Annotated in this window: 17 protein-coding genes and 1 pseudogene; 3 read left to right on the top strand and 15 right to left on the bottom strand. The window is 60.1% G+C overall.

The annotated features are described in order from the left end of the window. Positions 1-10: 10 nt before the first annotated feature. From fadB to AC0Z2B_RS03535, 5 genes and pseudogenes are all read right to left on the bottom strand, one after another. Positions 11-2,140 carry a fatty acid oxidation complex subunit alpha FadB gene (fadB, locus tag AC0Z2B_RS03555; RefSeq protein WP_476295162.1) on the bottom strand — a complete coding sequence of 710 codons (2,130 nt, stop codon included), beginning with the start codon at positions 2,138-2,140 and terminating at the stop codon, positions 11-13. Positions 2,141-2,186: 46 nt separating this feature from the next. Beyond that, positions 2,187-3,164, bottom strand: a pseudogene (locus tag AC0Z2B_RS03550) (NAD(P)H-dependent flavin oxidoreductase); the annotation flags it as partial. 11 nt (positions 3,165-3,175) lie between these two features. Beyond that, the gene (locus AC0Z2B_RS03545) at positions 3,176-4,333 is read right to left on the bottom strand and encodes an acyl-CoA dehydrogenase family protein (RefSeq protein WP_476295160.1); all 1,158 of its coding nucleotides are present in this window, start codon (positions 4,331-4,333) and stop codon (positions 3,176-3,178) included. A gap of 12 nt (positions 4,334-4,345) precedes the next feature. Next, positions 4,346-6,502 (bottom strand): 3-hydroxyacyl-CoA dehydrogenase NAD-binding domain-containing protein, encoded by a 2,157-nt coding sequence (locus AC0Z2B_RS03540; RefSeq protein WP_476295159.1) that lies wholly within the window; start codon positions 6,500-6,502, stop codon positions 4,346-4,348. 18 nt (positions 6,503-6,520) lie between these two features. After that, positions 6,521-7,729, bottom strand: coding sequence for an acetyl-CoA C-acetyltransferase (locus AC0Z2B_RS03535; RefSeq protein WP_476295158.1), 1,209 nt, complete (start codon positions 7,727-7,729; stop codon positions 6,521-6,523). 201 nt (positions 7,730-7,930) lie between these two features. Between AC0Z2B_RS03535 and AC0Z2B_RS03530 the strand changes: the two genes are divergently transcribed. Genes AC0Z2B_RS03530 through AC0Z2B_RS03520 form a run of 3 tightly spaced genes read left to right on the top strand, consistent with a single transcriptional unit; the run spans position 7,931 to position 11,018 of the window. Continuing rightward, positions 7,931-8,953, top strand: a complete 1,023-nt coding sequence (locus AC0Z2B_RS03530) for a phosphotransferase family protein (RefSeq protein ID WP_475505501.1) — start codon at positions 7,931-7,933, stop codon at positions 8,951-8,953. Between the two features lie 22 nt (positions 8,954-8,975). After that, the gene (locus AC0Z2B_RS03525; protein WP_476295157.1) at positions 8,976-10,262 is read left to right on the top strand and encodes an acyl-CoA dehydrogenase family protein; all 1,287 of its coding nucleotides are present in this window, start codon (positions 8,976-8,978) and stop codon (positions 10,260-10,262) included. A 6-nt stretch (positions 10,263-10,268) separates the two neighbouring features. After that, positions 10,269-11,018 (top strand): SDR family NAD(P)-dependent oxidoreductase, encoded by a 750-nt coding sequence (locus AC0Z2B_RS03520; RefSeq protein ID WP_475505499.1) that lies wholly within the window; start codon positions 10,269-10,271, stop codon positions 11,016-11,018. On the opposite strand, the gene AC0Z2B_RS03515 is transcribed toward AC0Z2B_RS03520, so the two are convergent. The 10 genes from AC0Z2B_RS03515 to acnD form a co-directional block, all read right to left on the bottom strand. Then, on the bottom strand, positions 11,015-12,325 hold the full coding sequence (locus AC0Z2B_RS03515) for an MFS transporter (RefSeq protein WP_476295155.1): 1,311 nt from the start codon (positions 12,323-12,325) through the stop codon (positions 11,015-11,017). The two genes, AC0Z2B_RS03520 and AC0Z2B_RS03515, sit on opposite strands and share 4 nt — an antisense overlap. Positions 12,326-12,370: 45 nt before the next feature. After that, complete coding sequence (locus tag AC0Z2B_RS03510) at positions 12,371-13,561, bottom strand: M20 aminoacylase family protein (RefSeq protein WP_476295153.1); 1,191 nt, start codon at positions 13,559-13,561, stop codon at positions 12,371-12,373. A gap of 125 nt (positions 13,562-13,686) precedes the next feature. Beyond that, complete coding sequence (locus AC0Z2B_RS03505; protein ID WP_475505496.1) at positions 13,687-14,667, bottom strand: LysR family transcriptional regulator; 981 nt, start codon at positions 14,665-14,667, stop codon at positions 13,687-13,689. 98 nt (positions 14,668-14,765) lie between these two features. Beyond that, complete coding sequence (locus tag AC0Z2B_RS03500; RefSeq protein ID WP_476295152.1) at positions 14,766-17,189, bottom strand: efflux RND transporter permease subunit; 2,424 nt, start codon at positions 17,187-17,189, stop codon at positions 14,766-14,768. Between the two features lie 21 nt (positions 17,190-17,210). Beyond that, a complete protein-coding gene (locus AC0Z2B_RS03495; protein ID WP_475505494.1) occupies positions 17,211-18,239 on the bottom strand; it encodes a WD40/YVTN/BNR-like repeat-containing protein in 1,029 nt (342 codons plus the stop codon). Positions 18,240-18,286: 47 nt separating this feature from the next. Then, the gene (locus tag AC0Z2B_RS03490) at positions 18,287-19,642 is read right to left on the bottom strand and encodes a DUF1329 domain-containing protein (RefSeq protein WP_476295151.1); all 1,356 of its coding nucleotides are present in this window, start codon (positions 19,640-19,642) and stop codon (positions 18,287-18,289) included. Positions 19,643-19,658: 16 nt separating this feature from the next. Next, positions 19,659-21,329, bottom strand: a complete 1,671-nt coding sequence (locus AC0Z2B_RS03485) for a DUF1302 domain-containing protein (protein ID WP_475505492.1) — start codon at positions 21,327-21,329, stop codon at positions 19,659-19,661. A 282-nt stretch (positions 21,330-21,611) separates the two neighbouring features. Further along, positions 21,612-22,253, bottom strand: coding sequence for a TetR-type transcription factor C-terminal domain-containing protein (locus tag AC0Z2B_RS03480; protein ID WP_476295150.1), 642 nt, complete (start codon positions 22,251-22,253; stop codon positions 21,612-21,614). Positions 22,254-22,257: 4 nt separating this feature from the next. Beyond that, a complete protein-coding gene (gene prpF / locus AC0Z2B_RS03475; RefSeq protein ID WP_476295148.1) occupies positions 22,258-23,460 on the bottom strand; it encodes a 2-methylaconitate cis-trans isomerase PrpF in 1,203 nt (400 codons plus the stop codon). A gap of 11 nt (positions 23,461-23,471) precedes the next feature. Next, entirely contained in the window at positions 23,472-26,066 is a 2,595-nt protein-coding gene (gene acnD, locus AC0Z2B_RS03470) for a Fe/S-dependent 2-methylisocitrate dehydratase AcnD (RefSeq protein ID WP_476295147.1), read from the bottom strand. Between the last annotated feature and the right edge of the window lie 101 nt (positions 26,067-26,167).

The following is a 26,167-nucleotide window of genomic DNA, read 5'->3' as shown; positions in this document are numbered from 1 at the left end:
CGTCCGGTAGTCAATAGAAACGTTGTTGACGGGCAGCCATCTGCACCATCTGCTCGGTAGGGCGATACAGGCCGCCCAGGGCCTGATGACGTTGGCAGGCTGCCAACAGGTTGGAGGCGCCAAGCCAGTCCGCATACTTCAGGGCGCCGCCAACATGGCGGGGAAAGCCCAGGCCCAGTATCAGCGCCATATCGACTTCGATGGCACTGTCGGCCACCCCCTCCTCAAGTGCACGGGCTGCCTCGATGATGGTCGGCAGCATGATCCGCTCGACGATTTCGGCGGCGTCGAATTCTTGGGGGCCGTCGGGCTGCAGGTGCGCCAGCAAATCACGGGTAGCGGGATCCACGGACTTCACCGGGCGGCCCTTGGGGTCCTTGTCGTATCGATAGAAACCGACGCCGTTTTTCTGTCCCAGCCGCCCCTCGTTGACCATGTGCTGCACGGCATGCTTGAAACCGGGTAGCAGGCGCTCACCGTAGCCTTGAGCAATGCCATCGATGACGTGCAGGGAGGTATCCATGCCAATCACGTCTTGGAGGTAGGCGGGCCCCATGGGCCAGCCAAACGCTTCCATGGCGGCGTCGATGGCTTGGTAATCCGCGCCGTCATGTATCAATCGCAGAAAGGCCAGCACATTGGCAGTGAGAATGCGGTTGACCAGAAACCCGGGACAGTCCTTCACCACGATCGGTGTCTTGCCCAGGGTGTTGGCGTAGCTGGCGATGGTCGCCGCCGCTTTAGGGCTGGTTTTGGGGCCGCAGATGACTTCCACCAACGGCATGATGGGCACGGGATTGAAAAAATGCATGCCCACGAACTGCTCAGGTCTCTGCAAGCCGCTCGCCAACTCGGTGATGGACAGCGATGAGGTATTGGAGGCCAGCACGGCGGCCGGTGGCAGCGTGGATTCCACTTCTGCCAGTACGCTGTGCTTGATTTTGAGATTTTCGACAACCGCCTCGACTACAACGTTGACTTGCTCAAAGCCTTGATAATCCAAAACAGGCTTGATCGACTGCAGGATGCGCTCAGCCTTACCCGGCTCCATACGGCCAGTGGTGACTTGCTTGTCCAACAACTTAGCCGCTTCATTCATGCCCAAGTCCAAGGCGGGTTGAGCGATATCCTTCATAAGCGTGGGCACGCCGCTTGCCGCGCTGGTATAGGCTATGCCCCCTCCCATGATGCCGGCACCCAGCACTGCGGCCCGAGAAATGTCAGCCGATGCCTTGGCATACCCCCTGGCTTTCTTGCGTAGATACTGATCGTTGACGAACAGTTGCATGAATGCATGAGCGGATTGGGTTTGCGACACGCTGGCGAACACACGGTTTTCTTCCAGCCGTGCATCGTGGGTCGTCATCCCGGCGCAACGCTCGATCAACTCGATGGCCAATTGTGCAGCAGGCACGTGGGGCCAGCGCACACGGGCGGCCTCCTTGGCCTGTGCCAACGCCGCTGCGTCAATGACATAGCCAGTGTTGCGCTGTTCACGGCGGGCGTGCCAATCACGGCTGCCATCGGCGGCTTGCTGCAATACGGTCAACGCGCACTGTCGTACTGCGGGGTCATACACGGCCTCATCGACCGCCTGCAGCCGTGACACCACACTCGCTTTTTGCGCCGTGCCCGTGATGATCCAATCAATGGCTGCCGTGGCGCCAATCAGACGGGGTAAGCGTGTGCTGCCACCCAAGCCGGGAATGATGCCAAGCGTCACTTCGGGCAGGCCGACTTTGGCACTGGCGCCCATTACGCGGTAGTCGCACGCCAGCGCCACCTCGAAGCCACCACCCAGGGCCATGCCGTTGATTGCGGCCACGGTAGGGAAGGGGAGTGTGGCGAGATCATCGAAAACGGCGTTTTGCGCTCGGTTATAGGCGGCCAGATCCTCTTCGCTGCGATCAAAGAGCGCGCTGAATTCAAAAATGTCGGCGCCGACTATGAACGTATCCTTGGCACTGGTCAGCACCAGCCCGCGTACGTCGGTGCGCTGTCGCAGGGCCTGGCAGGCCAGCCCCAGCTCGTCGACTGTGAGGGCGTCGAATTTGTTGACGGCTTCGCCGGTACGGTCAAACCGAAGTTCGACCAATTGGTTGTCCAGGGGGACCAGTTGCAGTGTTTGACCTTGGTACATGCGTTGACCTGCTTTGTGTAATTGTTCAGGTGAGGCATTGGCGTGATCAGTGGGCGGCCAGGTGGGTGGCGAACGCCAGGCGTTCGCGACATTCGCCGACCATGCGCTCCAACAACTCCGCGCAGCTTGGAATATCGTCGATCAGACCCAGGACCATGCCGGCGGTAATGATGCCGTCGTCGACGTTGCCTGACTCCAGCGCGGCGCGGCCTCGGCCCCCGGCAACCAGCGGACGAATATCTTCGAAGGCACAGCCTCCTGGCCGTCGCTCGGTGCCGACGACCTCGTCAGAGATGGCGTTCTTGAACACTCTTGCGGTGTTGTTAAGGGTGCGGAATATCAGGTTGGTATCGCGCTCGGTGCCTTTGAGCAATGCGGCTTTGACCTCCGGGTGGATGGGCGCCTCCTGAGTCAGGCAGAAACGTGTACCCATGTTTATGCCTTCAGCGCCCAGCGCCAGCGCCGCGGCCAACCCACGGCCATCGCCGATGCCACCGGAGGCAATGATGGGAATCTTCAGCGCACGGGCTGCGGCCGGGATCAGCACCAGGCCTGGAATGTCCTCCTCGCCCGGGTGGCCAGCACACTCGAAACCGTCGATGCTAATGGCGTCGACGCCCAGCTTTTCAGCGCTCAAGGCGTGGCGCACGGCCACACATTTATGGATGATGCGCACGCCGGCGGCTTTCATCTTGGGCAGGTAATTGATTGCTTTATTGCCTGCCGTTTCAACGATGGTTACCCCGTTAGCGATGATGGCGTCGATGTACTCGTCGTAGGGGGGAGGGCTGATGGTGGGAAAAATCGTCATGTTGACGCCGAAGGGCTTGTCGGTCATTTCCCGGCAGCGACGGATTTCCTTGGCCAAGTCTTCAGGAGTGGGCTGCGTCAAGCCTGTGAGGATGCCCAGTCCTCCGGCATTGGAGACGGCGCTGGCCAACTCCGCGCGGCCCACCCACTGCATGCCGCCTTGGATGATCGGGTAGCGAATGCCAAGCAGTTCGGTAATACGAGTTTTCATGGTGACAGCCTCTTTTACTTGACTTTGCGCTCATCCAGGCCAAGGGCCCGGCCAATGATTTCTTTCATGATTTCGCTGGTACCGGCGAAAATTCGCGAGACACGCGCATCGCGGTACATGCGGCTGATCCGGTATTCGTCCATGTAGCCGGCACTGCCATGCAGTTGCACGCACTGGTCCATGACCCGGCCTTCCAGCTCGGAGGTCAGCAGCTTGGCAGCCGCGGCGGCTTCAGCGCTCAGCAGCCCTTGGTTGTGTTGCAGTACAAGCTGGTCGATCCAGATCTGCTGGCAATCCAACTGGGCACGCAGCTCGGCGAGCACGAAGCGGCTGTTCTGGAAGGTACCGACCGGGCGACCGAAGGCACGACGGTCCTTGACATAGTCCAGCGTCAAGTCGAATGCGACCTGGGCATGCGCGATCGACTGGCAGGCAGACAGCAAACGCTCTTCTGTCAGCCCTTCGGCCAGATAGGCAAACCCCTTGTCTGGCTCGCCCAACAAGTTGTCCTTGGGAATGCGGACGTTGTCGAAAAAGATGATGGCGGTGTCCTGTGCATCCAGTCCCATCTTGTCCAATGGGGTACGGGTCACGCCCGGCCAGGTGGTTTCCACCAGCACCAGGCTGATCGCATAGCGCTCAGACGAGGTTCGAGCAGCCACCACCAGCAAATCTGCGTTGAGTCCGTTGGAAATGTAGAGTTTGGAGCCGTTGAGTATCCAGTGGTCTCCCTTATCCTCCAGCCGGGCCCGCATGCCCGCCAGATCGGAACCTGCATCGGGCTCGGTCATGGCCACGGCTAGGATGGTGGTGCCTGCGACGCAACCCGGCAGGTACCGCTGGCGTTGGGCGTCCGTGCCGAAGCGTTGCAGGTAAGGTGCAACGATGCGTGAGTGCAGGGTGAAGAACACACCGATATCGCCATGGCGAATGACTTCTTCGTAAACGATCTGCTCGTAGCGCAAATCGGCCAACCCCGAACCTCCGTAGACTTCGTCTGCCCACATCAGCAGAAGGCCCTGGTCACCGGCCTTGCGAAAAATCTCGCGGTCACAGCAGCCTGCGGTACGCCAGCGTTCGACATTAGGCGCGATTTCGCGCTGGACGAACCGGCGTACCTGGTCACGGAACAGTTCGTGATCACTGTCGAAGATCAATCGATTCTGTAGCATCCTGGTTTCCTTTCAGCTGGCGCTGGGCAGCGGGTGGAATGTATCGCCACGCACGGCGCGTTCGCGCAGCCATGCCGAAGGGCGGAAACGCTCGCCGAATTGATTGGCCAAGGTATCGCAGCGGCTCACGAAGGCACCGATGCCCAGAGTGTCGATCAGCGATAAGGTCCCCCCGGTCCATTGGGCAAAACCGATTCCCAGCACCGCGCCCAGATCGGCATCCGCCGGGTCACTGAGCACGCGTTCTTCAAGGCAGCGCGCAGTTTCCAGTGCCTGGATATACAGCAGTCGGTCTTTGACCATCTCGACCGGTGGCTGCACGGCCGCCAGGGGGAAGCTGTCCAGCAGGCCAGGCCATAGACGCTTTTTGGCGCCTGGGGGGAATTCATAGAAACCGCCGCCGTTCTTGCGGCCCAGGCGATTCAAGGCGACCAGGCGCTCCACGACCGGCTTGGCGTGCAAGCGCAGGTGCTTGCTCGGCAGTTGGTCTTCATGGGCCTGGTCGATCACTTTTTTCTGCAGGTCCAGCGATACTTCATCGGTGACCGCTAGCGGTCCGGTGGCCATGCCTGCCAGGCGGGCGGCATTCTCCACCAGTGCAGGGTTGACCCCTTCGGCCAGCATGGCCATGCCCTCATCGATGTAGGTACAGAACACGCGGCTGGTGTAGAAACCTGGGCTGTCGTTAACCAGAATCGGCGTTTTTCGCAACTGACCGACCAGGTCCAGTGCCCTGGCAATGGTATCGGTGCTGGTGCTCCGGCCAACGATCACTTCCACCAGCGGCATGCGCTCGACCGGCGAGAAAAAATGCAGGCCGATAAACTGCTCGGGGCGAGCGAAGTATTCGCCCAGGCCGGTGATGGGCAAGGTTGAGGTGTTACTAGCGAAAATGGCGTGCGCCGGCATCCAGGCTTGCGCGTTGGCGATGACCTGGGCTTTGACTTCACGGTTCTCGAAGACCGCCTCAATGACCATGTCACAGCCTGACAGCGTGGAAAAATCCGTACTGGGGGTAATCCGCCCCAGCAATGCATCGGCGTATTCCCGGGTTTGCACCTGCCGGCCAACGGCTTTTTCCAACAGGCTGGCCGAATAAGCCTTGCCGCGCTCAGCTGCTGCGGCATCGGTGTCCAGCAGGGTGACCTGAATGCCTGCGACGGCTGCGGCGTAAGCGATACCCGCGCCCATCATGCCAGCCCCCAGTACGCCGAGTTTGCTCACCTGGCTTTTGGCAGGGCCGTGTGGCCGGCGGGCCAGCTTGTCCGCGGCGCCTTTGTTAATGAACAGCGTACGCATCAGGTTGCGCGCGACAGGGTTCGCCAGCAACGTGCCAAAGTACTTGGCTTCAACCTCCAGCGCTTTGTCAAAGGGCAATTGGCTGCCCTCGAAAACGGCCGAGAGAATGGCCAAGCGGGCAGGGTAGTTGTCAGCCCCCAAGGCCTTGGCCTGAGTAGTGCCAAACTGGAAAGAGCGTATTGCATGGGGCGCCAGGCAGCCGACCCCGCCGGGCACGTGAAAGCCTTTTGCATCCCATGGCTTCACGGCGCAAGGTGCCCCGGCGAGCCAGCGCCGGGCTGTAGCAAGCAATTGGCCGGCAGGCACCACTTCATCGACAATGCCTAGCTCTAATGCCTGAGCCGGCTTGAGCGATACACCTTCGAGCAACAACGGCAGCGCCTTTTCGATGCCCAGCATGCGGGGCAGTCGTTGTGTGCCCCCTCCTGCGGGGAGTAGGCCAACCGTCACCTCAGGCAGGCCGACTTGGGCACTTGGGGTGTCTACCAGTACTCGGTAATGACAGGCCAGCGCCAGTTCCAGGCCTCCACCCAGCGCCAGGCCGTTAAGGGCTGCGACGAAGGGCTTGCCGCCGGTTTCGATACGGCGCATCACGGCTGTTTCACGGGTAAAGCGGCGAGCGGCGGTAGCGGCATCGACGCCCAGGTCATAGGCATCTACCAGTGCCTTGAGGTCTGCACCGGCGATGAACGCTGCTTTGCTTGAAGTCAGGATCGCGCCTGATACCGTGGCGTCGTCAAGCACGTGATTCACCGCAGCGCTCAGGTCGGTGACAAACTCTTCGGTGAAAATATTTACGCTACGTTCGGGGAGGTCAATGGTGATGACCACGATGCCATCGCCGTCCCGTTCGATTCTCAGGGTGTTCATCGTTATGGACTCCATGGTTCAGACCCGTTCGATCAGGGTTGCGGTGGCCATGCCGGCCGCCGCGCACAAGGTGACGATGGCCGTATTCAGGTCGCGGCGCTCAAGCTCATCGAGCACCGTGCCCACAAGCATTGCGCCGGTTCCACCCAACGGGTGACCCAGGGCTATCGCGCCGCCGTTGACGTTCACCTTTGCCGGGTCAAGGTCGAAGTGGCGCATGTAGCGCATGACTACCGAGGCAAAGGCTTCGTTGACTTCGAACAGATCGATGTCCTTGATGGTCAACCCAGCCTGCCTGAGCAGTTTTTCGGTGCACGCCGCAGGGCCAGTCAACATGATCGCCGGCTCGGAACCGATGGCGGTGTAATGACGAATTTTTGCCCGGGGAGCCAGTCCCTGGTCACGACCGAACTGTGCGGTGCCCAGTAAAACCGTGGCCGCACCGTCGACGATACTGCTGGAGTTGCCTGCGGTATGGACGTGGCGAACCGCCTCGTATTGGGGGTAGCGTTGCAGGATCACGGCGTCGAAGCCGTTCTGACTGCCAGTGGCTTCGAAGGCGGGCTTGAGTTTGCCCAGATCCTCGAGGGTGGCGTTTGGGCGGATGGCCTCATCGCGATCCAGCAGCGGTTGGCCGAGGATGTCAGTGACGGTGAACTGTGACGCCTTGAACAGCCCCTCCTGTTGCGCCATAGCGGCGCGCTGCTGGCTGCGCAGGGCGTAACTATCAACGTCTTCGCGGCTGTAGTTGTCTTGTTCGGCGATCAGGTCTGCGCCGATGCCTTGCGGGACGTACCAGGTATTCCACACAACCTGTGGGTCTGTGTACACCGAACCACCGTCCGAGCCGATGGGGGTGCGCGACATGCATTCCACGCCCCCGGCAACGATGGCCTGGGCCTGGCCGCAACGTAAGGTCGAGGCCGCCAGGTTCACCGCATCCAGGCCCGATGCGCAATAGCGATTGAGCTGCAGGCCGGGCACCGTCTGCGCATAACCGGCTTGGAGCGCCGCGACGCGGGCGATGTTCGCCCCTTGTTCGCCGGCAGCCATGACACACCCCAGGAAAACGTCCTCGACCAAGGCCGTATCCAGATCGCTTCGTGCACGCAGCGCCTGGAGTGTTTGCGCTGCCAGCGCGGTAGCGCTGACCTCATGCAGGGCGCCGTCAGGACGGCCTTTGCCCCGCGGGCTGCGTACATGGTCGTAGATATAAGCATCGTTCACTTCAAGACCCTCGAAATGCCTTGGCGACAGCTGGGCTCGGATCGCCTATGAGGCTTAAAGATTATAATCATCTATATCATAAAACAAGCATCTTCCAGCGCTCTGCCAGTCATTGACATGAAGTGAAATCGTGTAGATCATAATGATGAATGATGTTGTTTGATCTTCGAAATAAAAGCGACCAATAAGAGGAGACGGCACATGACGGATGCAACGCAATTTCTGCCAGACCTGCCAAGGCTGGGGGCCTGGCTGAGGGCAACTCTGGGCGCAGCAGAGGGGCTGAGCGTCAAAGTGGTTCAGGGCGGCGCCAGCAACCTCATCTACAAAGTCGAGGCCAACGGACGCTCATACGCGCTGCGGCGACCGCCGCAGGTGGCCAACGATGCCAGTGCTAACAACATCCTGCGGGAGATGAAGTTGTTACGCGCCATTGGCCGCAGCAGCATCCCCCATACCCGGCTGATCGCCGGCTGTGAAGACCCTCAGGTCATTGGCTCGCCTTTCGCGTTGCTCGAGTGGCATGACGGCTTCGCCGGCAAGAACCCATTGCCAGCGACGATTGCCCAAAGTCCCGAGGCCCATCGCACATTGGCCTTTGAGTTGGTGGATGCGTTGGCCGAATTGGCCAATGCTGATTGGCAAGGCCTCGGGCTTGAAGGCTTCGGCAAGCCTGAGCATTTCCTGGAGCGCCAGGTGGCTCGGTGGTCAGCCCAGTTGGAGCGCTACAAAACCCGCGATATCGAGGGGCTGGCTAGGCTCGGCGATTGGCTGGCGCAGCATACCCCGGCCATGCAACGTGCCTCCCTGATTCACGGCGACTACCAATTCATCAATGTCATGTATGAACACAGCAACCCTGTCCGCCTGGGGGCGATCGTGGACTGGGAGATGGCCACCATCGGCGATCCGTTGCTGGACCTTGGCTGGATGCTGGCGGGATGGCAGCAAGCAGGCGAGCCCGAGAGCTATGCCAATTATATTGACTGGCAGTGGATGCCTGCGCGGCGCGAATTGGCCGAACGCTACGCCGCCAAGACGGGGCTGGACATCAGCGCATTGCCTTATTACATGGCGCTGTCGATGTTCAAGCTGGCGATCATCATGGAAGGTGCCTATGCACGGTACCAGGCAGGTAAATCAGACCTTGCCGCTCACGCAAGCATGGAACAGCAGGTACCCGACATGATCCAGCGCGGCCTGCATTTTTCCACCCTCCTTTGACCTGACAGCGAGAGAGCAGCCCATGTGGGACTTCAGCACCGAACCTGATTTTCAGAAAAAACTCGATTGGATGGAGCGCTTCGTCAAGGAGGAGATTGAACCCCTGGATACGCTCTGGCCCGATATGAGTGCACCGTACGATCTCGGAAACAAGGCGGCGCGCGCCATCATCAAGCCCCTCAGCGATGAAGTGCGCAAGCAGGAACTGTGGGCTTGCCACCTGGGGCCTGAGTTGGGCGGGCAGGGTTATGGCCAGATCAAACTGGCGCTGATGAACGAGATCCTCGGTCGTTCGAGTTGGGCCCCGACTGTATTTGGCACTGCCGCGCCCGACACCGGCAACGCCGAGATTTTGGCCATGTTCGGCACCGCCGAGCAGAAGGCCAGGTACTTGCAGCCATTGCTCAATGGCGACATCGTCTCCTGCTATTCCATGACCGAGCCACAGGGCGGTGCCGACCCGGCAGTATTTACTACCCGCGCGGTGCGCGATGGCAGCGACTGGATCATCAGCGGTGAGAAGTGGTTCTCTTCCAATGCTCGGTACGCCAGCTTCCTGATCGTCATGTGCGTGACCAATCCGGACGTGCCTGTCCATGCCGGTACTTCGATGTTTCTGGTGGCTGCTGACACGCCCGGAATCAATATTCTGCGTAATCCTGGGGTTTATGGGGAGAATCCCGGGGAGGGGGCACATGCCTATATCCGGTATGACAATGTGCGCGTCAGCGCCGATGCGCTGCTAGGCGAAGAGGGCAAGGGCTTCGCGGTCGCCCAGGCCAGGCTCGGAGGCGGGCGGGTACACCATGCCATGCGAACGGTTGGCCAATGCCAGAAAGCTATCGACATGATGGCCGAGCGTGCCTTGTCCCGCCATACCAAGGGTGAAGCACTGGCCAGCAAACAGGTGGTCCAGCAATACCTGGCCGACTCGTTTATAGAGCTGCGCCAATACCGGTTGCTGGTCCTGGAAACGGCCTGGCGTATTGATAACGGTCATGACTACAAGGCCAACCAGATGTACATCGCCGCCATCAAGGCCGCAGCACCCAAGGTCTACCACGATATTGTCCAGCGATGCATGCAGGTTCACGGGGCGCTGGGGGTAAGTGATGAAATGGTTCTGGGACAGATGTGGATCTACGCCGCGTCGATGGCGTTGGTCGATGGACCGACCGAGGTACACAAGGTGGGGGTCGCCAAGAGCCTGCTCAAGCGTTATCGACCTGCCCCCGGTCTGTTCCCCTCGGAGCACTTGGTGGCACGACGCGAGGCGGCCAGGGTCAAGTTCAAGGCTTACCTGGAGTAGCTGCCCATGACGCGAATCGACTACTTCGACTTGACCGGAAAGGTGGCGCTGATCACGGGAGGAAGCCGTGGGTTGGGTCGCGAAATAGCGTTGGCATACGCCCGCCAAGGCGCCGATGTCATCATCGCCAGTCGCAAACTGGAGGCCTGTGAAACCGTCGCGCGCTTGATTCGCGACATGGGGCGCGAAGCCATTGCCGTTCGCTGCCACATGGGAGAGTGGGCAGACATCGACTTGATGCTCGAGCGCGTGTTTGCCCATTTTGGTCGTGTTGATATTCTGGTCAATAATGCCGGTATGTCTCCTGTGGCTCCTGCTTCCCATGATACGGAGGAGGCGCTGTTCGACAAAGTGTTGCAGGTTAACTTCAAAGGGCCGTTTCGACTGGCAGCGCGGGTGGCGGCGCAGATGGCGACCGGGCAGGGCGGGGTCATCATCAATGTGAGCAGTACTGGAGCGCTGCGTCCATTGCCGGCTGTGGTCCCCTACTGTGGTGCCAAGGCGGCGCTTAATGCCATGACTGAGTCGCTGGCCAAGGAATATGGGCCCAAGGTGCGAGTCAACACGTTGTCGGCCGGCCCGTTTTTGACCGATGTTGCCAAGGCCTGGCCCGCGGTTGCTCGCGAACGTTTCGACAATGCGCTGGGCCGGCCAGGCCAGCCGGAAGAAATCATCACGGCGGCGTTGTATCTGGCCAGCCCTTGCAGTTCGTTCAGCTCAGGCAGTCTGGTGCGCGTCGATGGTGGGATCGGCTAGGTGCCACTGGCCAAGCCCGTCACTTGCGGCCTAGGTGACGGGCCCTGCGCCATCTTCAGTATCTTTAGCCTCGTTTGTTCGGGCTTGACGATCGCCAGGCCAGCCAGCGAACAGATCAAGGTGACTGAGCCGAAACTCGCCACCGCCAGCTCGTACCCGGCCTTGATGTCGCCCGCCTTGCACTCGATCAGGTACCCCACCAGCGTCGGAACTAGCATCCCGGCAGAGGTCACACAGCCATTGTAAATGGCCAACATGCTGCCGCGCTGGCCGGCAGGTACCATATGGGCGGTGATGGTCAGCCCAAACGTTGGCAAAATATTCATCAAGAGATTGCCAGCCACAAAAAGCGAGATGGCCGTTGTACGATCCCAGGGCCAGACCCAAAGGGCGGTAAACGCTATCCCTCCCAGAGCGCAGGACAAGAAGGCGGGCGCCACCAACGCGGCGCGGTCGCTGCGGCCATTGGCCATCGCTTTCTGCGCCAAGGCCGAAGCCAGCAGGGTCAGAACCATGATGGCCAACGTCATGGCCAAGGTCAGATACCCCGCCTCAATTGCGGTGAAACCATGGCCTTTTTGCAGATACACCATCGACCAGCTAAGCCCTAGGGACGTGGGGACAAAGCTCAGGAACCCCATGAGTGTCGTCCAGAGAAAACTTGGCGTGCGCAGCAACTGCCGATATGGGACACGACTGCCTCCATCCTGTCGTATTTCGCCAACCCTACCAGTTTCCTCGCCCTCTCGGCCAAGCAAAGTCCACAGGACCAACCAGCAAAGGCCAAGTGCTGCAAGTGCGAGGTAGGCGTTTCTCCAACCGCAGTGGTCGATGAAGGCCGGCATCAGCGTGGCCGCGAGCACTCCACCGATCATCATAGAGCTGGTGATCAGCGACGCGGGAAGCACTCGCTGCCGGGGCGTAAACCATTTGAAACAGGCATGCTGTGTCACTGCCGTCGCAGGGCCGGTCCCGGCCCCTAGCAGCAGTCTGCTGGTGAGCAGTGCCATATAAGTGCTGCTTATCACCACCAATAATTGCGAGAGCATCCAGACGACTGCCATGCCCATCAATATCCAGCGAGTGGCCAGTCGATCCGCCAAAAATCCCACGCTTATGCCCGACACGGAGTAAAGAAAGAAAAACGCGCTGGCCACTAAGCCGAACTGGGCGGCGGTTAACCCCAGATCATTGATGATTTGAACGCCCGCGAAAGCAAAAACAGCTTTATCTAGAGTGCTGATGATGACCACGGTCATCAGCAATGCGATGACGATGTTGCGCTGCCGGTTGTTCGAGTTGATCATGATGGTATCCTTTGGCACGTGCCGTCTGCAGCGACGGCATCGTTGTCAGGCAGCGGCCAGAAACCGGTAGACAAGGTGAGCCCAATAGCTGGCGCCATAAGGGATGGCATCATCGTTGAAGTCATAACCTGGATTGTGCACGGAGCAGCCGCAGGGTCCGCTGTTGCCATTGCCTAGTGCAATGTAGCAACCTGGCCTCCTCTCCAGCATCCAAGCGAAATCTTCACTGCCCAATCCGCCTTTGGATGGTTGGGTCAGCAGCTTCTCGGCCCCGAACAATTCGCGGATCACCGCTTGAGCCAACAGCGTTTCGTTGTCGGAGTTTTGCACCGTCCCCACCAATTCGCGGTAGTCGTACTGCACATCCATGCCATGAGCACTGGCAACACCTTGGGTGATTTCGCCAATCCTCTTTTTGAGCAGTTGTCTGGTTTCAAGCGTTGTGGCACGCACGCTCAGTTTGAGATCGGCGTAAGCTGGAATGACATTCGCTGCTTCGCCGGCTTTCACGGCCCCTACGGTAACCACGGCGGTTTCGCTGGCGGGTACGCTGCGCGAAACGATACTTTGCAGTGCCAGGACAAGTTCGGCCGCAGCGACTACCGGATCGCGGGTAAGGTGGGGCATGGCACCGTGACCACCCACGCCAATCAAGCGAATATCGACCTGGTCAGAGGATGCCGCAAGTGAGCCGGATTTGGCCATGAACATGCCGATCGGCAAGCCGGGAGCGTTATGAAGAGCAAAGACCGCGTCGCATGGAAAACGCTCGAACAAGCCATCGTTCATCATGGCCACGGCGCCGCCCAGTGTTTCCTCGGCTGGTTGAAAGATGAGTGTCAACGTCCCGTCAAAACCTTGGGTTTGCGCCAGGTAACGGGCGGCACACAGCAAGATGGCCGTGTGGCCGTCGTGGCCACAGCCGTGCATTTTGCCAGGCGACATGCTCTGATGCGCCAAGCCGTTGGCTTCCATGATGGGCAAGGCATCCATGTCCGCACGCAAGCCAATGCTGCGTGTGGAACTTCCCAGCTTCAGGATTCCGACAACACCGGTTCCTCCAATGCCCTCCTGAACTTCATATCCCCATTGACGTAGAGAGTCTGCGACAAGTTGGCTGGTTTGATACTCCTCGAAGCCCAGTTCAGGGTGTTGGTGAATATGCCGCCGAATGCGCGTGAATTCTTCCTTGCTGCGGTGGATGGCAGCGATCAATTGATCGGTTGGGACACTCATCGTTGATAACTCCAAGGTTGTCGGTCGAGAGCCGGAGCATGGCCGAATGCGGCCCTGTTGGATAATCATGTCTCCGTATGGCTATTTGTATTTGGTATCGCAACACACCACCCGTGGAGAGGGAACTAATGCCGCAACATGTGCTGGCCTGAAACGACGGATGAAGGAAAGAACGCCTTGCCCTGATTTGCCGACGGCGACGGCGGGCCTTGCGTCGCTCTGTGATCGCGGAATGCGTAGAGCATATCGGCCGCCAGTGTTTTGGCTTCGCGGGACATCAACTCCGGGTCGCGGCTGACCATGGAGATGGTCATGCACGGTAATTCCTCTTCGAGTTGCAAGAAATCCAGGCGCTCTCTAAACAAACTCGAAACAACCAGCGGCTGGCACATAAAACTGATGGCATCGGTTCGTGTGCTCAATCCGAGACTAAGGCCCAAGGACGAGCACTCGATCACTCGCGCGGGTGGATCAATGTGCAAGCGTGCGAAGAAACCGGCCAGCAACGAATCTTCGAAAGCGTCAAACAACAACCAATCCATATCCCGCAACGCTTGCAAGTGCCTGACGTGTCTGAGGGGATGTCCCTTGCGTACCGCTAGAACGCTGGGTTGAGTGTAGAGCGCCGACCACTGGAATCCGTCGGAACTGGGTTGTGTCGACTGTGTCGTGAGGATCAGGTCCAGACGTCCCTCGCGCAACCCTTCCATTAGTCGGGGAGGGCGCATTTCCTGGATTGTCAAATTGACATCAGGATAAAGTTTGTGGAATTTGGCGATGCAGTCCATGAACTGGTCGCCGGGGGAAACGGGGGTGACGCCCAAGGTCACGCTACCCTTCATCGTGCCCTTGAGCGTTTCTATTTCATTGCGAGCTTTGCGTAACTCTTCAACCACCAACCGGGCACGCCCTATCAGGCGTTGCCCATACTCGGTCAGGGTTATGCCTCGATTGGAGCGTACCAACAAGTAAACACCCAGTTCCGCTTCCAGTTCTTTGATGCTTCGTGACAGTGCTGGTTGCGAAATATGCAGCAGTCGAGAAGCCTCTTGAATACTGCCGCATTCGCTAATTGTGATCAATGCGCGTAGCTGGTGAATTTTCATGGGCGTCCGATAGTTTTCTGGTTATTGGTCTATCTGGACTTTAGCAAGAAATATGCCCCACCATGGGTTCAGAGTCAGCAGGGAATTCAACTGTGTAGCTAGTGGGTTTGCACGTGGCTGGGTTGCCCCGTGCGTTGCGCGACCGCACCGGGTTGGCGCAACAGGAACTGTGAAAGGGCAGGTACTAGCAGCAAAGCCCCCAACATATTCATCATGAACATCAGCGTCAGTAATATGCCCATGTCTGCCTGAAATTTTATGGGTGACCATGCCCATGTAACGACACCAGCAGCGAGCGTCACGCCGACCATGGCCACGACTCTGCCCGTACACTGCAGCGCGTGATTGAATGCATCTGCAAGGCTACTCCCCGCTCGTAGTGCCTGAAGTTGGGTGCTCAGCAGGTACAGCGCATAGTCGACGCCAATTCCGACGCCCAAGGCGATGACGGGCAGGGTTGCTACTTTCAGCCCCATCCCCAGCATTACCATCAATGCTTCGACAAGTACCGAGGTCAACGCCAGGGGAATGAGGGCAACCACAACCGCGCGCCAGCTACCAAATACCACTAGGCAGAGCAGGGCAACCGCCGTATATACGTAGAACAGTATCAAGTGATCGGCGCGTTGAACGACAATGTTGGTAGACGCCTCGATGCCGGAATTTCCAGCTGCCAATACGAATTCACGTTCCGAGGTGTTGTGGTCGCGGGCAAACGCTTCGGAGACCTGTAGCACTCGTGTCAAAGTGACGGCCTTGTGATCTGTTAGCGAAGCTATTACGGGCAGAACTGAGCAGTCCCGGTTGAACAGTTCAGGCGCGAGGCTGCCGGCGGTATAAATGGCATTGCCCAGTACCCCGTCGTTGTGTAACAAGCTTTCCCATTTAGGGCTGCCCTCAAAATTGCCGGCAATTATTCTGCGCAGGCTGTCCGGCAGTGAGCGCGTCGACTGTACGCCCTCCACGCTGGCCAATTCATCGGCCAGACGACTGGTCTCCACTAGGGTAGGGTAGGTCTGGCAGCCATCCTTCGGGGTTTTGACCATGACCACGAATTGGTCACTGGAAAGGGCGTAGTGGCTCAGAATATAGGCATTGTCGAAGTTGTAGCGAGAGTCGGCGCGCAACTCGGGTGCCCCGTTTGCCAGGTCGCCCACTTGCAAGCGGCGGCCCAGCTGGTAGCCACCAGCACCTATGATCATCGCGATCAACAAGACAAGGCTCGCGCGCTTTGGCGTAGTCAACGAAACCAGAAAGCAGGCTATGGCGCTGCTACCCTGGCGCGCGCGCGTTTGTCCACGCAGCGCATGACGTACACCACGATGACTGACCCCGCAGTAGGATAGCGTGACAGGGAGCAGGATGAGGTTAGTCACAATCAGCAGGGCTACACCCATGCTGGCCGCCAAGGCCAGGGTGTGGATGACCGGGATATCGATCAGCAATAGAACGGCAAACCCAACCGCATCAGCCAGCAGTGCCGCGAAGCCAGTGAGGAAAAGTCTGCGAAACGTCAGTCGAGCCGCGACGTACGCCGACAGGCCACGCCCGATGTCCTGCATGATGCCATTCATTTTTTGCGCACCATGGCTGATGCCGATCGCGAAGATCAAGAACGGCATCAGCATTGAGTAAGGATCTACCCCTAAGCCGGCCACCTTGAGCAGGCCCAACTGCCAAATGACTGCGGTCAGTGAGCAGGTCATCAGCAGTGCTGTGCTTTGCAGACAGCGCAGGTAGAGGAATATCACAATGGCGACGATCAGGGCGGCGACTGCAAAATAGGCAACTACCTTGTGTACCCCATCGATTAAATCCCCCATCACCTTCGCGAAACCGATGATATGGAGTTTCACTGATCCGGTTGCCTGGAAGCTTTGGCGCAGATCTTCCAACTGCTGGTTGAAGGCTGCGTAGTCCAGCATCTCACCGCCAGCGGCGTTATCCATCAGGGGCAAGATGATCATGGCCGAGGTCTGATCGTTGGAGACCAGCCCCCCCACTTGCCCGGCCCTTTGTACATTGCTTGCCAGTTGCGCGAGGCTGGCGGCCGAGCCGTTGAAATCAGCCGGCATGACGGGGCCGCCTCTGAAGCCATCTTCGGTGACCTCGGTCCAACGGACTGACGCGCTCCAGATTGACTTTACCCAAGGCCGATCAACGCCTTTGAGCAGGTAAAAAGCGTCATTGATGCGGCGCATCGTGTCCAGAAAATCGGCATCGTAGATGCTGCCGTTCGGGTTCTGCACCACAATGCGCAAGGTATTGCTCAGCCCCCTTAGCTGGTCTTTATTCTCCAGGTAGTTACGCACGTAGGGATGCGAGTGCGGCAGCGTGCTTTCGTAGCTGGCCGTCATTTTGAGCTGCAGGGCGGGCCCGATAAGTAGCCCAGTGATCAGTACACATAGCGCGATAATGAATGCGCGGTGGTTGAAAATGAGCCGTTCAATCCGGCTGCCTGAATGCCTGTCAAGGTCGGCGGCGCAGCGCTCGCTTCCTGTTGATCGCTTGGTTGTATTCACCCTACCTCCAGCCTTTGCCAATCAGGGCGCGCTTCGCACCAGCACGCTTAGTGCGCCGGCGAACACCCAGTGGTCATTGTTGTCTTGAATCAGGGAGGCGAGTGGCATCCCTGCTTGTGAGGGCCTGACATTCAGTACGTCGCTGCCAGTGGCCGCATATAGTAGGTTGCCAGCCTGGCTGACAAATACCACTTGGCCGCTGGACAGCGTGGTGGCGGCGGTGACACTGCTACTGTCGCTGTTGCCAAGGGATTCCCAGGGGCCGCCCGCCACGCTGCGCAGCACATGCCCGCGCATACCAAATACGTAAAGCGCGTTGTCGTGTGCCTGCAATCCGAAGAGGGTGCCCTGATAGGGCAGGCTACGTTGCTCGAAGCGCTGTTTCAGCCGGTCAAATTGCAATAGCAAACCCTGTTCGCCTGCAATGAACAGCCCATTGGAATTGCCTTGGATAGCGAATAGATGCAGCCCTTGAGGATTGTCGACATGGTCCAACCAAGGTATCCAGTGCTGCCCCCCATCAGTGGTGCGCAGGATCAAACCATAAGCACCCACGACGAAACCATGTTGGTTGTCCTCAAACCACACATCGAGAAAAGGTTTGTCAGGCCCATCTGCCCTTAACTGGGCGCCTGTTGCCTGCAGTTGTTCGGCTTGCGGGTGCTCGTTTGGCTGCCAATTGATGTAGTAATCAGTGATCAGTACTGCAGCCTGGATGCCATCCAATTGCTTTTGCCATGAACGGCCGCCGTCACTGGTGTGCAGCACCACACCTGCGTGACCCACGGCCCATCCTTGGGCAGGGTCGGGAAAGCTCAGCGCGACCAAATCCGATTGCACGGGCACTTGTGCTTGATACCAGTGGTCGCCATGGTCATCCGAGTAGACGATACGCCCCCTGGCGCCGGCTGCTACAAGGCGCGAGCCTGCGTGGGCGAGGGCGACAAAACTACCGTGCTCCGGGTTTGATCGAGTAACGGCAGGGCTGAGCAACGGGTCAATGAAGGCGTTGACGTCGGCATGCGCCTGGGCAGCAATGGCCAGGACCATTGCCGTAACCAGGAGCACACGCCAGCCCCCGATCAATCCGGCCACCATCAGCGAATACCCGCCCCGGCCATCGCCTGTGAGGTCAGGGCTTTGGCTGGCCAGGGCTGGGTGAATTTATAACCTCCAGATTGCCCAGCATAGTTGTAGAGCACGTAGGCTTTGGCCGTTAAATCGTAGAAAACTGTGGTGTCAGCCATGGGGGCTGGCACCTCGTAGGCAGGGGCCATCAACGAATAACCGACCTTGTACAATTTGCCGCTGCTGTCGTAGTTCTCGGTGGCCCCGGCCAGGTAGCTATCTTCGTCCCAGTAGAACCGGCGTTTACTGTAAATATGGCGCAGGCCAGGCTTGAGGTCGGCCTCGACTACCCAAACACGGTGTTTCTCCCAGCGGATGCACTGGGGTGCCAACACGTCTGGTTTAAGCAACTGCTCGGTAGGGCAGCCATAGAGCGCATTGTAGGAATTGTACGGAATGAATACCTCTTTTTTGCCGATCTTCTTGAAATCGAAGCGATCCAGGGCGCCGCTGAACAGTCCAGCGTCATCGATGACCATGTAGCCACCTGCGCTGCCGATGGGCGAGTCGTACACATAATCAGGCAGTTGCCGCACGCGGCGTTGGCTGGGTACGTAGGACCAGGAGAGGTCTCCACCCTTAATGGGGTTTAGTGCCTTGTAGAACAGGATTTTCTGACCTGCGTTACGGGCAGGCTCAGTGGTTTCCGATACGGCCTTGCTGTAATACTTTTCAGTATCCTCACCGCCGTCGGCTTGATAGAAGGGCGACTCGACGTGCATTTTTTGCACCAGGCTCAGAAGGGGTGCACTATTGCCCGCCACGATCCAGGTTTGCGAGGAGTAGTCCTTCACCGCGCCAGAATAGGCGAGCAGGTGGTTCCACATGACTTGCTGACCGTCTGCGGGGAGGGGAAAAGGAAAGCCAGCCAGGGCGCCTTCCACGGCCAAGCCGCCTTCGGTACTGTGTGCACGTTGGATGTTCTTGCGCGTGTTTTCCAGTACTTGCGCGGGATAAGCCACCGAGCGTCGGGTGGGGTAGATGTCCATGTACATGCTGGGGTATGTGTTCAGGAGGGCCTTGGTCCCCTCAGTCAACTGATCCGCGTATTGCGCCATATTTTGTGCATCGATTCGTAGAATGGGGGCATCATTGGCGAACGGATCCGGGCGCACGCCACTGCCGGAGATGTAGCTGGCGGGGGGAGTGGTCAGTCCTCCTGTGTAGGAAGGAATACTGCCATCGGCGTTGGCGCCTTGGACGGCGCCGAAGGCAGTCAGTGGGTTACCGGGCGCGTCATTGTCTTGGGCGGCAAACGTTGTGCCTGTACTCATCGTCAACAATGTGCACAGCAGGGTGTGGGGAATGCGGGCAATCAATGTCATGGTCATGCTCCAGGGGTCAGAATGCGGCTTTCACCGTCAGCGCAACCCAGCCACGATCCTGCAGCTGGGCGCCATTGGAAGCGGTAATGCGGGTGCCGTTGTCTTTGTAGCGGGCCAGGTAATCGATGTACTTGAGGTCAATCTGATAGCGCTGGCGGATCAGGACGCTCGGCCCCAGGCTGTAGCTGCCAGAACCTTGGTTTCCACCCCCCAGCACGGCCGAATTGCCCTTGATGCCCTCGCTGAAACTGATGGGAAACGACAGGTCTACGCCGTCAATGATCGAGTTCCAGCTTGGGCTGACGCTGATCTGGCCGCCCACGAAGTTGCGCGTGACACAGCCGCTCCATGTGCCACCGCTGCATGCGTAGCCGCCGGCGTTGAAGTACTGTTCGTTACTGCGCACCCGTAGCCACCGGTTATAGGTGATCTCTGCAGACCAGTTCAGGGCATCGAAGAAAGCAGTGGAGTTGATACTGCCCATGACGTTGATCAGCGCGTGTAACGTATCTCCACGCGCGCCTTCGTCCCCCGCCACCAAGGACGTGCTGTTGAGCGCAGTGTTACGGCGATAGACCAGCTCACTTCCAACAGCTAGGCCGTTTAGATTGGTTGCCAGGCTCAGGCCCAGCAGGCGGGTGTTCCGTGCGTATGAGGCTCGGTAGGTCATGTTGGCGGGATCTTGAGTATTCACAAGCAACCACGGCAACTTTTCATCGAACTGCCGAAGGTAGACACCGATGGTCGAGCTGTTGAGTGCCTCTGGCGACCAGCGCAGGTTTATGCCCCAATCGCCGACCTTGCTGCCCTCACGGGCATCAAGGCGGCGCGCGAACAGCGGCCCATTGGCGGTGTTCGCGACGAACATGCGATCTGGACCGTTTAACACGACATCGCTGGCGGCAAGGTAAGTCCCACCTTCCGCATACCTCGATGCTTCCCAGTCGAAGAAGTATTGGGTCTGCAGGGACAGAGTATCGGTAAGGTCGAATTGAGAAGAGACCTGCGTGAGGGGCAAGTACAGCTCCTTTGCCTCGGTGCCCGGGTTCGCCTGGGCCTTGGCGAGGTCAACCGGCCCTTGAGAGTAAGATACCCCGTGTACCAGGCTGAACAGGGATTCACCCCAGTACACGTTGTGCCTCCCCGCCTTAACGCTGACGGGTATGTCGCCGATGTCGAACTTCGAGAACACGAAGGCATCGAGCAACTGCCCCGAGGGACCTTCGTAATAGCGTCGGGTATAGTTTGAGTATTTGTTGCCCTCGTAGCTGCCGATGTCCGAGTAGCTTACGCCTGGAGCGTACTGCCCTGGGTTGGTGTGAACATCGCTGTCGTACGCATTGTCGTACCAAGCCGAGCCGCTGATGCGCAAGCCCATGCGTTCCTGGTATATCAGGTCGAGCTCCGACAGCAGGTCAAACCTGTCGGTAACGACATGCCCACGGTTGAAACTGTAGTCGGACGATTGCATTGAGGTCGAGTTACCTATCATTGAGTCCCGCCCCTCAGCGCGCACTCCCAGGTTGTACCTCAGCGTGTTGTCCCATCGTCCATGCCAGTCGGTATCGGTAAGATCGAAGTCAAACGCCTCGGCGGTCGACATGCCCACGCCGGTAAGCACTGCCAGAGTTAATGCGGATGCACATCGCTGTCCCTTGGATTTGCCACCTCGAATCACTTGCCTCATCAAATTGCCCCCACAGTCCAGAACCAGGTACAAAAGCACATCTCGGCGGATGTCTGGCATCAGGTGTATGGATTACCTGTCTGCTGTTGGATGCTAAAGGGGGGGGGGCATCGCGACTATTCGAGAATCGGCATGATGATGCCGAGATTGGATAGCCACCGGCGGCAGTGAGTCTTGATCAGCGCAGGGCAGACAGTGCAGGCTTGAGACAGAGACGCCACAACGTCGATCGGTAAACCGACATTGTGGCGCAGGGGAGCAAATGGAAACGCAAGGGGGCGGCTATCGGTACGCGCCTAGCGCGCCCATGATCATGGTGTTCATGTGCGTAATCAGGCGGTCTCGAGAGTGTTCGGTACCGCCATTGAACCAGAACGCGGCGCTTGTCAGCATGCCTAGAATGCTACTGGTACTGGTGCCAAGATCCTGAGGTGCAAACACGCCACGCTCGATACCTGTGCGCACAATGGTGTCCAGGCATTGATGGTAGCGCTGAAGCAGCGTGTCAATCTCACTCCGGTGGGTGGGCGACAGGCTGCGAAGCTCCAAGCCCATGAGCTGCGCACATTGCCGTTCATGGGTTTGGAATGCGAGGTGCACTGAAACGAAAGCCTTGAGCTTGTCCTCGGTCCTGCTGAATTTGCGCACCTTTTGTTCTACCGTCTCCACCAGGCCTTCAAGGTGCTCGTGAATAAGCTCGAAAAGCAGGCCCTGTTTATTGTCCAAATGGTTGTAAAGGGAGCCGGCTTGTACGCCAAGGTGCTTGCCGAGCGTCCTCAAGCTGATATTGGCAAAGCCTTCCTGGACGAATAAGGAAAGCGCCACGTCTCGAAGCCTGCGCCCGGCCCCCCCAGGCCGAAGCTGATCGTCATCTTGAGCGGATTGGGCTTGTCTCTTGGTTGGGAAGCCATCGCGGGCATGCATTGTTTTAGACCCTCTGGTGGTTACCACTGCGCGGAATTCTGACCCAGCCTTCCATCATTACCCGCGCGCTGCGGCTCATGATGGCCTTGAGCACCTTCCATTCGCCATTGACCCGCTCGGCCTGGGCGCCCACGCGCAAGGTGCCGGAGGGGTGGCCGAAGCGCACGCTCTGGCGCGCGCCACCGCCGGCGGCCAGGTTCACCAGGGTGCCGGGGATGGCCGCAGCGGTGCCGATGGCCACGGCCGCGGTGCCCATCATGGCATGGTGCAGCTTGCCCATGGACAGCGCGCGCACCAGCAGGTCGACGTCACCTGCACCTACCGCCTTGCCGCTGGAGGCGGTGTAGGCGGCGGGCCCGGCGACGAAGGCCACCTTGGGCGTGTGCTGGCGTGTAGCGGCCTCGTCCAGATGCGAAATCAGGCCCATGCGCAGGGCGCCGTGGGCGCGGATGGTCTCGAAGCGTGCCAGCGCCTTGGGGTCGCCGTTGATGGCGTCCTGCAGTTCGGTGCCGGTGTAGCCGATGTCGGCGGCGTTGAGGAAGATGGTGGGGATGCCGGCGTTGATCAGCGTTGCCTTGAAGGTGCCGATGCCGGGCACCTCCAGGTCGTCCACCAGGTGGCCGGTGGGGAACATGGCGCCACCGCCGCCTTCTTCCTCGGCGGCCGGGTCCATGAACTCCAGCTGCACCTCGGCGGCAGGGAAGGTCACGCCGTCCAGTTCGAAATTGCCTGTTTCCTGCACCGCGCCGTCGGTGATGGGCACGTGGGCGATGATGGTCTTGGCGATGTTGGCCTGCCAGATGCGCACGGTGGCCACGCCGTTGTGGGGGATGCGCTCGGCGGCCACCAGGCCGTTGCTGATGGCGAACGAGCCCACGGCCGCCGAGAGGTTGCCGCAGTTGCCGCTCCAGTCAATGAAGGGGCTGTCGATGGACACCTGGCCGAACAGGTAGTCCACGTCATGCCCCGGCCGCGTGCTCTGGCTGAGAATCACGGTCTTGCTGGTGCTGGAGGTGGCGCCGCCCATGCCATCGATCTGCTTGCCGTAGGGGTCGGGGCTGCCGATCACGCGCAGCAGCAGCGCGTCCCGGGCCGGGCCCGGCTGGCGGGCATCTGCGGGCAGGTCATCAAGCTTGAAGAACACGCCCTTGCTGGTGCCGCCACGCATGTAGGTGGCGGCGATGCGGATTTGTGCGGGGTAGCTCATGGCATCGCTCCTCAGGCCGCGGGGGCTTGTTCGAGGAAGTCCTGGGCGAAGCGTTGCAGCACGCCCCCGGCTTCGTAGATGGACACTTCTTCAGCGGTGTCCAGGCGGCAGGTCACCGGCACCTCCAGGCGCTCGCCGTTGGCGCGGTGGATCACCAGGGTCAAGGTGGCGCGCGGGGTGCGTGCGCCGACCACGTCGTAGGTCTCGCTGCCGTCGATGGCCAGGGTGTGGCGGTTGGTGCCGGGCAGGAACTCCAGCGGCAGCACGCCCATGCCCACCAAGTTGGTGCGGTGGATGCGCTCGAAGCCTTCGGCGGCAATCGCTTCCACGCCGGCCAGGCGCACGCCTTTGGCGGCCCAGTCGCGCGAGGAGCCCTGGCCGTAGTCGGCGCCGGCGATGATGATCAGCGGCTGCTTGCGGTTCATGTAGGTCTCGATGGCTTCCCACATGCGCATCACCTGGCCCTCGGGTTCCACGCGGGCCAGGGAGCCCTGCTTGACCTGGCCGTTTTCCTTGACCATTTCGTTGAATAGCTTGGGGTTGGCGAAGGTGGCGCGCTGGGCGGTCAGGTGGTCACCGCGGTGGGTGGCGTAGCTGTTGAAGTCCTCCTCGGGCAGGCCCATTTTCGCCAGGTATTCGCCGGCGGCGCTGTCGAGCATGATGGCATTCGACGGCGACAGGTGGTCGGTGGTGATGTTGTCCGGCAGCACCGCCAGCGGACGCATGCCCTTGAGCGACCGGGTGCCGGCCAGGGCGCCTTCCCAGTAGGGCGGGCGGCGAATGTAGGTGCTCATGGGGCGCCAGTCGTACAGCGGGCTGACCTTGGGGCCGGTGTCCTCGTGGATGGCGAACATGGGGATGTACACCTGGCGGAACTGTTCGGGCTTCACCGAGGATTTGACCAGGGCGTCTATTTCCGCGTCGCTGGGCCAGATGTCCTTGAGGCGAATTTCCGCGCCGTCAGGGCCGTGGCCCAGCACGTCCTTCTCGATGTCGAAGCGGATGGTGCCGGCGATGGCGTAGGCCACCACCAGCGGCGGCGAGGCCAGGAACGCCTGCTTGGCGTAAGGGTGGATGCGCCCGTCGAAGTTGCGGTTGCCCGAGAGCACGGCGGTGGCGTACAGGTCGCGGTCGATGATCTCCTGCTGGATGGCCGGGTCCAGGGCGCCGGACATGCCGTTGCAGGTGGTGCAGGCAAACGCCACCACGCCGAAGCCCAATTGCTCCAGTTCCGGCAGCAGGCCGCCTTCTTCCAGGTACAGCTTGACGGTTTTCGAGCCGGGCGCCAGCGAGGTCTTCACCCAGGGCTTGCGGGTCAGGCCCAGGCGGTTGGCGTTGCGCGCCAGCAGGCCTGCGGCGATCACGTTGCGCGGGTTGCTGGTGTTGGTGCAGCTGGTGATGGCGGCGATGATCACCGCGCCGTCGGGCATCTGCCCCGGCGTCTCGGTCCAGGGTGCGGCGATGCCCTTGGCGGCCAGGTCGCTGGTGGCCAGGCGCGCGTGGGGGTTGCTGGGGCCGGCCATGTTGCGCACCACGGTGCTCAAGTCGAAGCTCAGGCTGCGCTCGTATTCGGCAGTGGCCAGGCTGTCGGCCCACAGGCCGGTCAGCTTGGCGTAATCCTCAACCAGCTGTACCTGCTGGTCTTCGCGGCCGGTGAGCTTGAGGTAGTCGATGGTCTGCTGGTCGATGTAGAACATCGCTGCGGTGGCGCCGTATTCGGGGGCCATGTTGGAAATGGTCGCGCGGTCGCCCAAGGTCAGCTTCGCCGCGCCCGCACCGTAAAATTCCAGCCAGGCGCCCACCACTTTCTGCTGGCGCAGGAACTGGGTCAGGGCCAGCACCATGTCGGTGGCGGTGATGCCCGGTTGCAGCTGGCCGGTGAGTTCGACGCCGATGATGTCCGGCAGGCGCATCCACGAGGCGCGGCCGAGCATCACGCTCTCGGCTTCCAGGCCGCCGACGCCGATGGCGATCACGCCCAGGGCGTCGACGTGGGGGGTGTGGCTGTCGGTGCCCACGCAGGTGTCGGGGAAGGCTACGCCGCCCTGCACCTGGATCACCGGAGACATTTTCTCCAGGTTGATCTGATGCATGATGCCGTTGCCGGGCGGGATCACGTCGACGTTCTTGAAGGCTTTCTTGGTCCAGTCGATGAAGTGGAAGCGGTCTTCGTTGCGGCGGTCCTCGATGGCGCGGTTCTGCTCGAACGCCTGCGGGTCGAAGCCTGCACGCTCCACGGCCAGGGAGTGATCGACGATCAGCTGGGTGGGCACCATCGGGTTGACCTGCGCCGGGTCGCCGCCCTGGCTGGCGATGGCGTCGCGCAGGCCGGCCAGGTCCACCAGCGCGGTCTGGCCGAGGATGTCGTGGCACACCACGCGGGCCGGGAACCAGGGGAAGTCGAGGTCGCGCGCACGGTTGATCAGTTGGCTCAAGGAGGCGCTGAGGGTGGCCGGGTCGCAGCGGCGCACCAGGTTTTCCGCCAGCACGCGGGATACGTAGGGCAGGGCGGCGTAGGCGCCGGGCTTGATCGCATCGATGGCGGCGCGGGTGTCGAAATAGTCCAGGGCGGTGCCTGGCAGGTTCTTGCGGTATTGAGTGTTCATGGTAGTGGGCTCATTCACGGTGTCGGTCACACAATCGCGAGGGCGAGCACTCATCCGTAGGAGCCGGCCTTGGCCGCGATGGCGATATTGCGGCCCCATCG

Source organism: Pseudomonas sp. GYB4201, assembly GCF_056312595.1.
Note: the sequence above shows the minus strand (reverse complement) of the source record. Positions and strands in the feature narration are given on the sequence as shown.

Bases quoted from the DNA above. Each gene is read 5' to 3' on its own strand.
- fadB (WP_476295162.1), bottom strand. From the start codon at position 2,140: ATGTACCAAGGTCAAACACTGCAACTGGTCCCCCTGGACAACCAATTG.
- AC0Z2B_RS03545 (WP_476295160.1), bottom strand. From the start codon at position 4,333: ATGCTACAGAATCGATTGATCTTCGACAGTGATCACGAACTGTTCCGT.
- AC0Z2B_RS03540 (WP_476295159.1), bottom strand. From the start codon at position 6,502: ATGAACACCCTGAGAATCGAACGGGACGGCGATGGCATCGTGGTCATC.
- AC0Z2B_RS03530 (WP_475505501.1), top strand. From the start codon at position 7,931: ATGACGGATGCAACGCAATTTCTGCCAGACCTGCCAAGGCTGGGGGCC.
- AC0Z2B_RS03525 (WP_476295157.1), top strand. From the start codon at position 8,976: ATGTGGGACTTCAGCACCGAACCTGATTTTCAGAAAAAACTCGATTGG.
- AC0Z2B_RS03520 (WP_475505499.1), top strand. From the start codon at position 10,269: ATGACGCGAATCGACTACTTCGACTTGACCGGAAAGGTGGCGCTGATC.
- AC0Z2B_RS03515 (WP_476295155.1), bottom strand. From the start codon at position 12,325: ATGATCAACTCGAACAACCGGCAGCGCAACATCGTCATCGCATTGCTG.
- AC0Z2B_RS03510 (WP_476295153.1), bottom strand. From the start codon at position 13,561: ATGAGTGTCCCAACCGATCAATTGATCGCTGCCATCCACCGCAGCAAG.
- AC0Z2B_RS03505 (WP_475505496.1), bottom strand. From the start codon at position 14,667: ATGAAAATTCACCAGCTACGCGCATTGATCACAATTAGCGAATGCGGC.
- AC0Z2B_RS03495 (WP_475505494.1), bottom strand. From the start codon at position 18,239: ATGGTCCTGGCCATTGCTGCCCAGGCGCATGCCGACGTCAACGCCTTC.
- AC0Z2B_RS03490 (WP_476295151.1), bottom strand. From the start codon at position 19,642: ATGACATTGATTGCCCGCATTCCCCACACCCTGCTGTGCACATTGTTG.
- AC0Z2B_RS03485 (WP_475505492.1), bottom strand. From the start codon at position 21,329: ATGAGGCAAGTGATTCGAGGTGGCAAATCCAAGGGACAGCGATGTGCA.
- AC0Z2B_RS03480 (WP_476295150.1), bottom strand. From the start codon at position 22,253: ATGCATGCCCGCGATGGCTTCCCAACCAAGAGACAAGCCCAATCCGCT.
- prpF (WP_476295148.1), bottom strand. From the start codon at position 23,460: ATGAGCTACCCCGCACAAATCCGCATCGCCGCCACCTACATGCGTGGC.
- acnD (WP_476295147.1), bottom strand. From the start codon at position 26,066: ATGAACACTCAATACCGCAAGAACCTGCCAGGCACCGCCCTGGACTAT.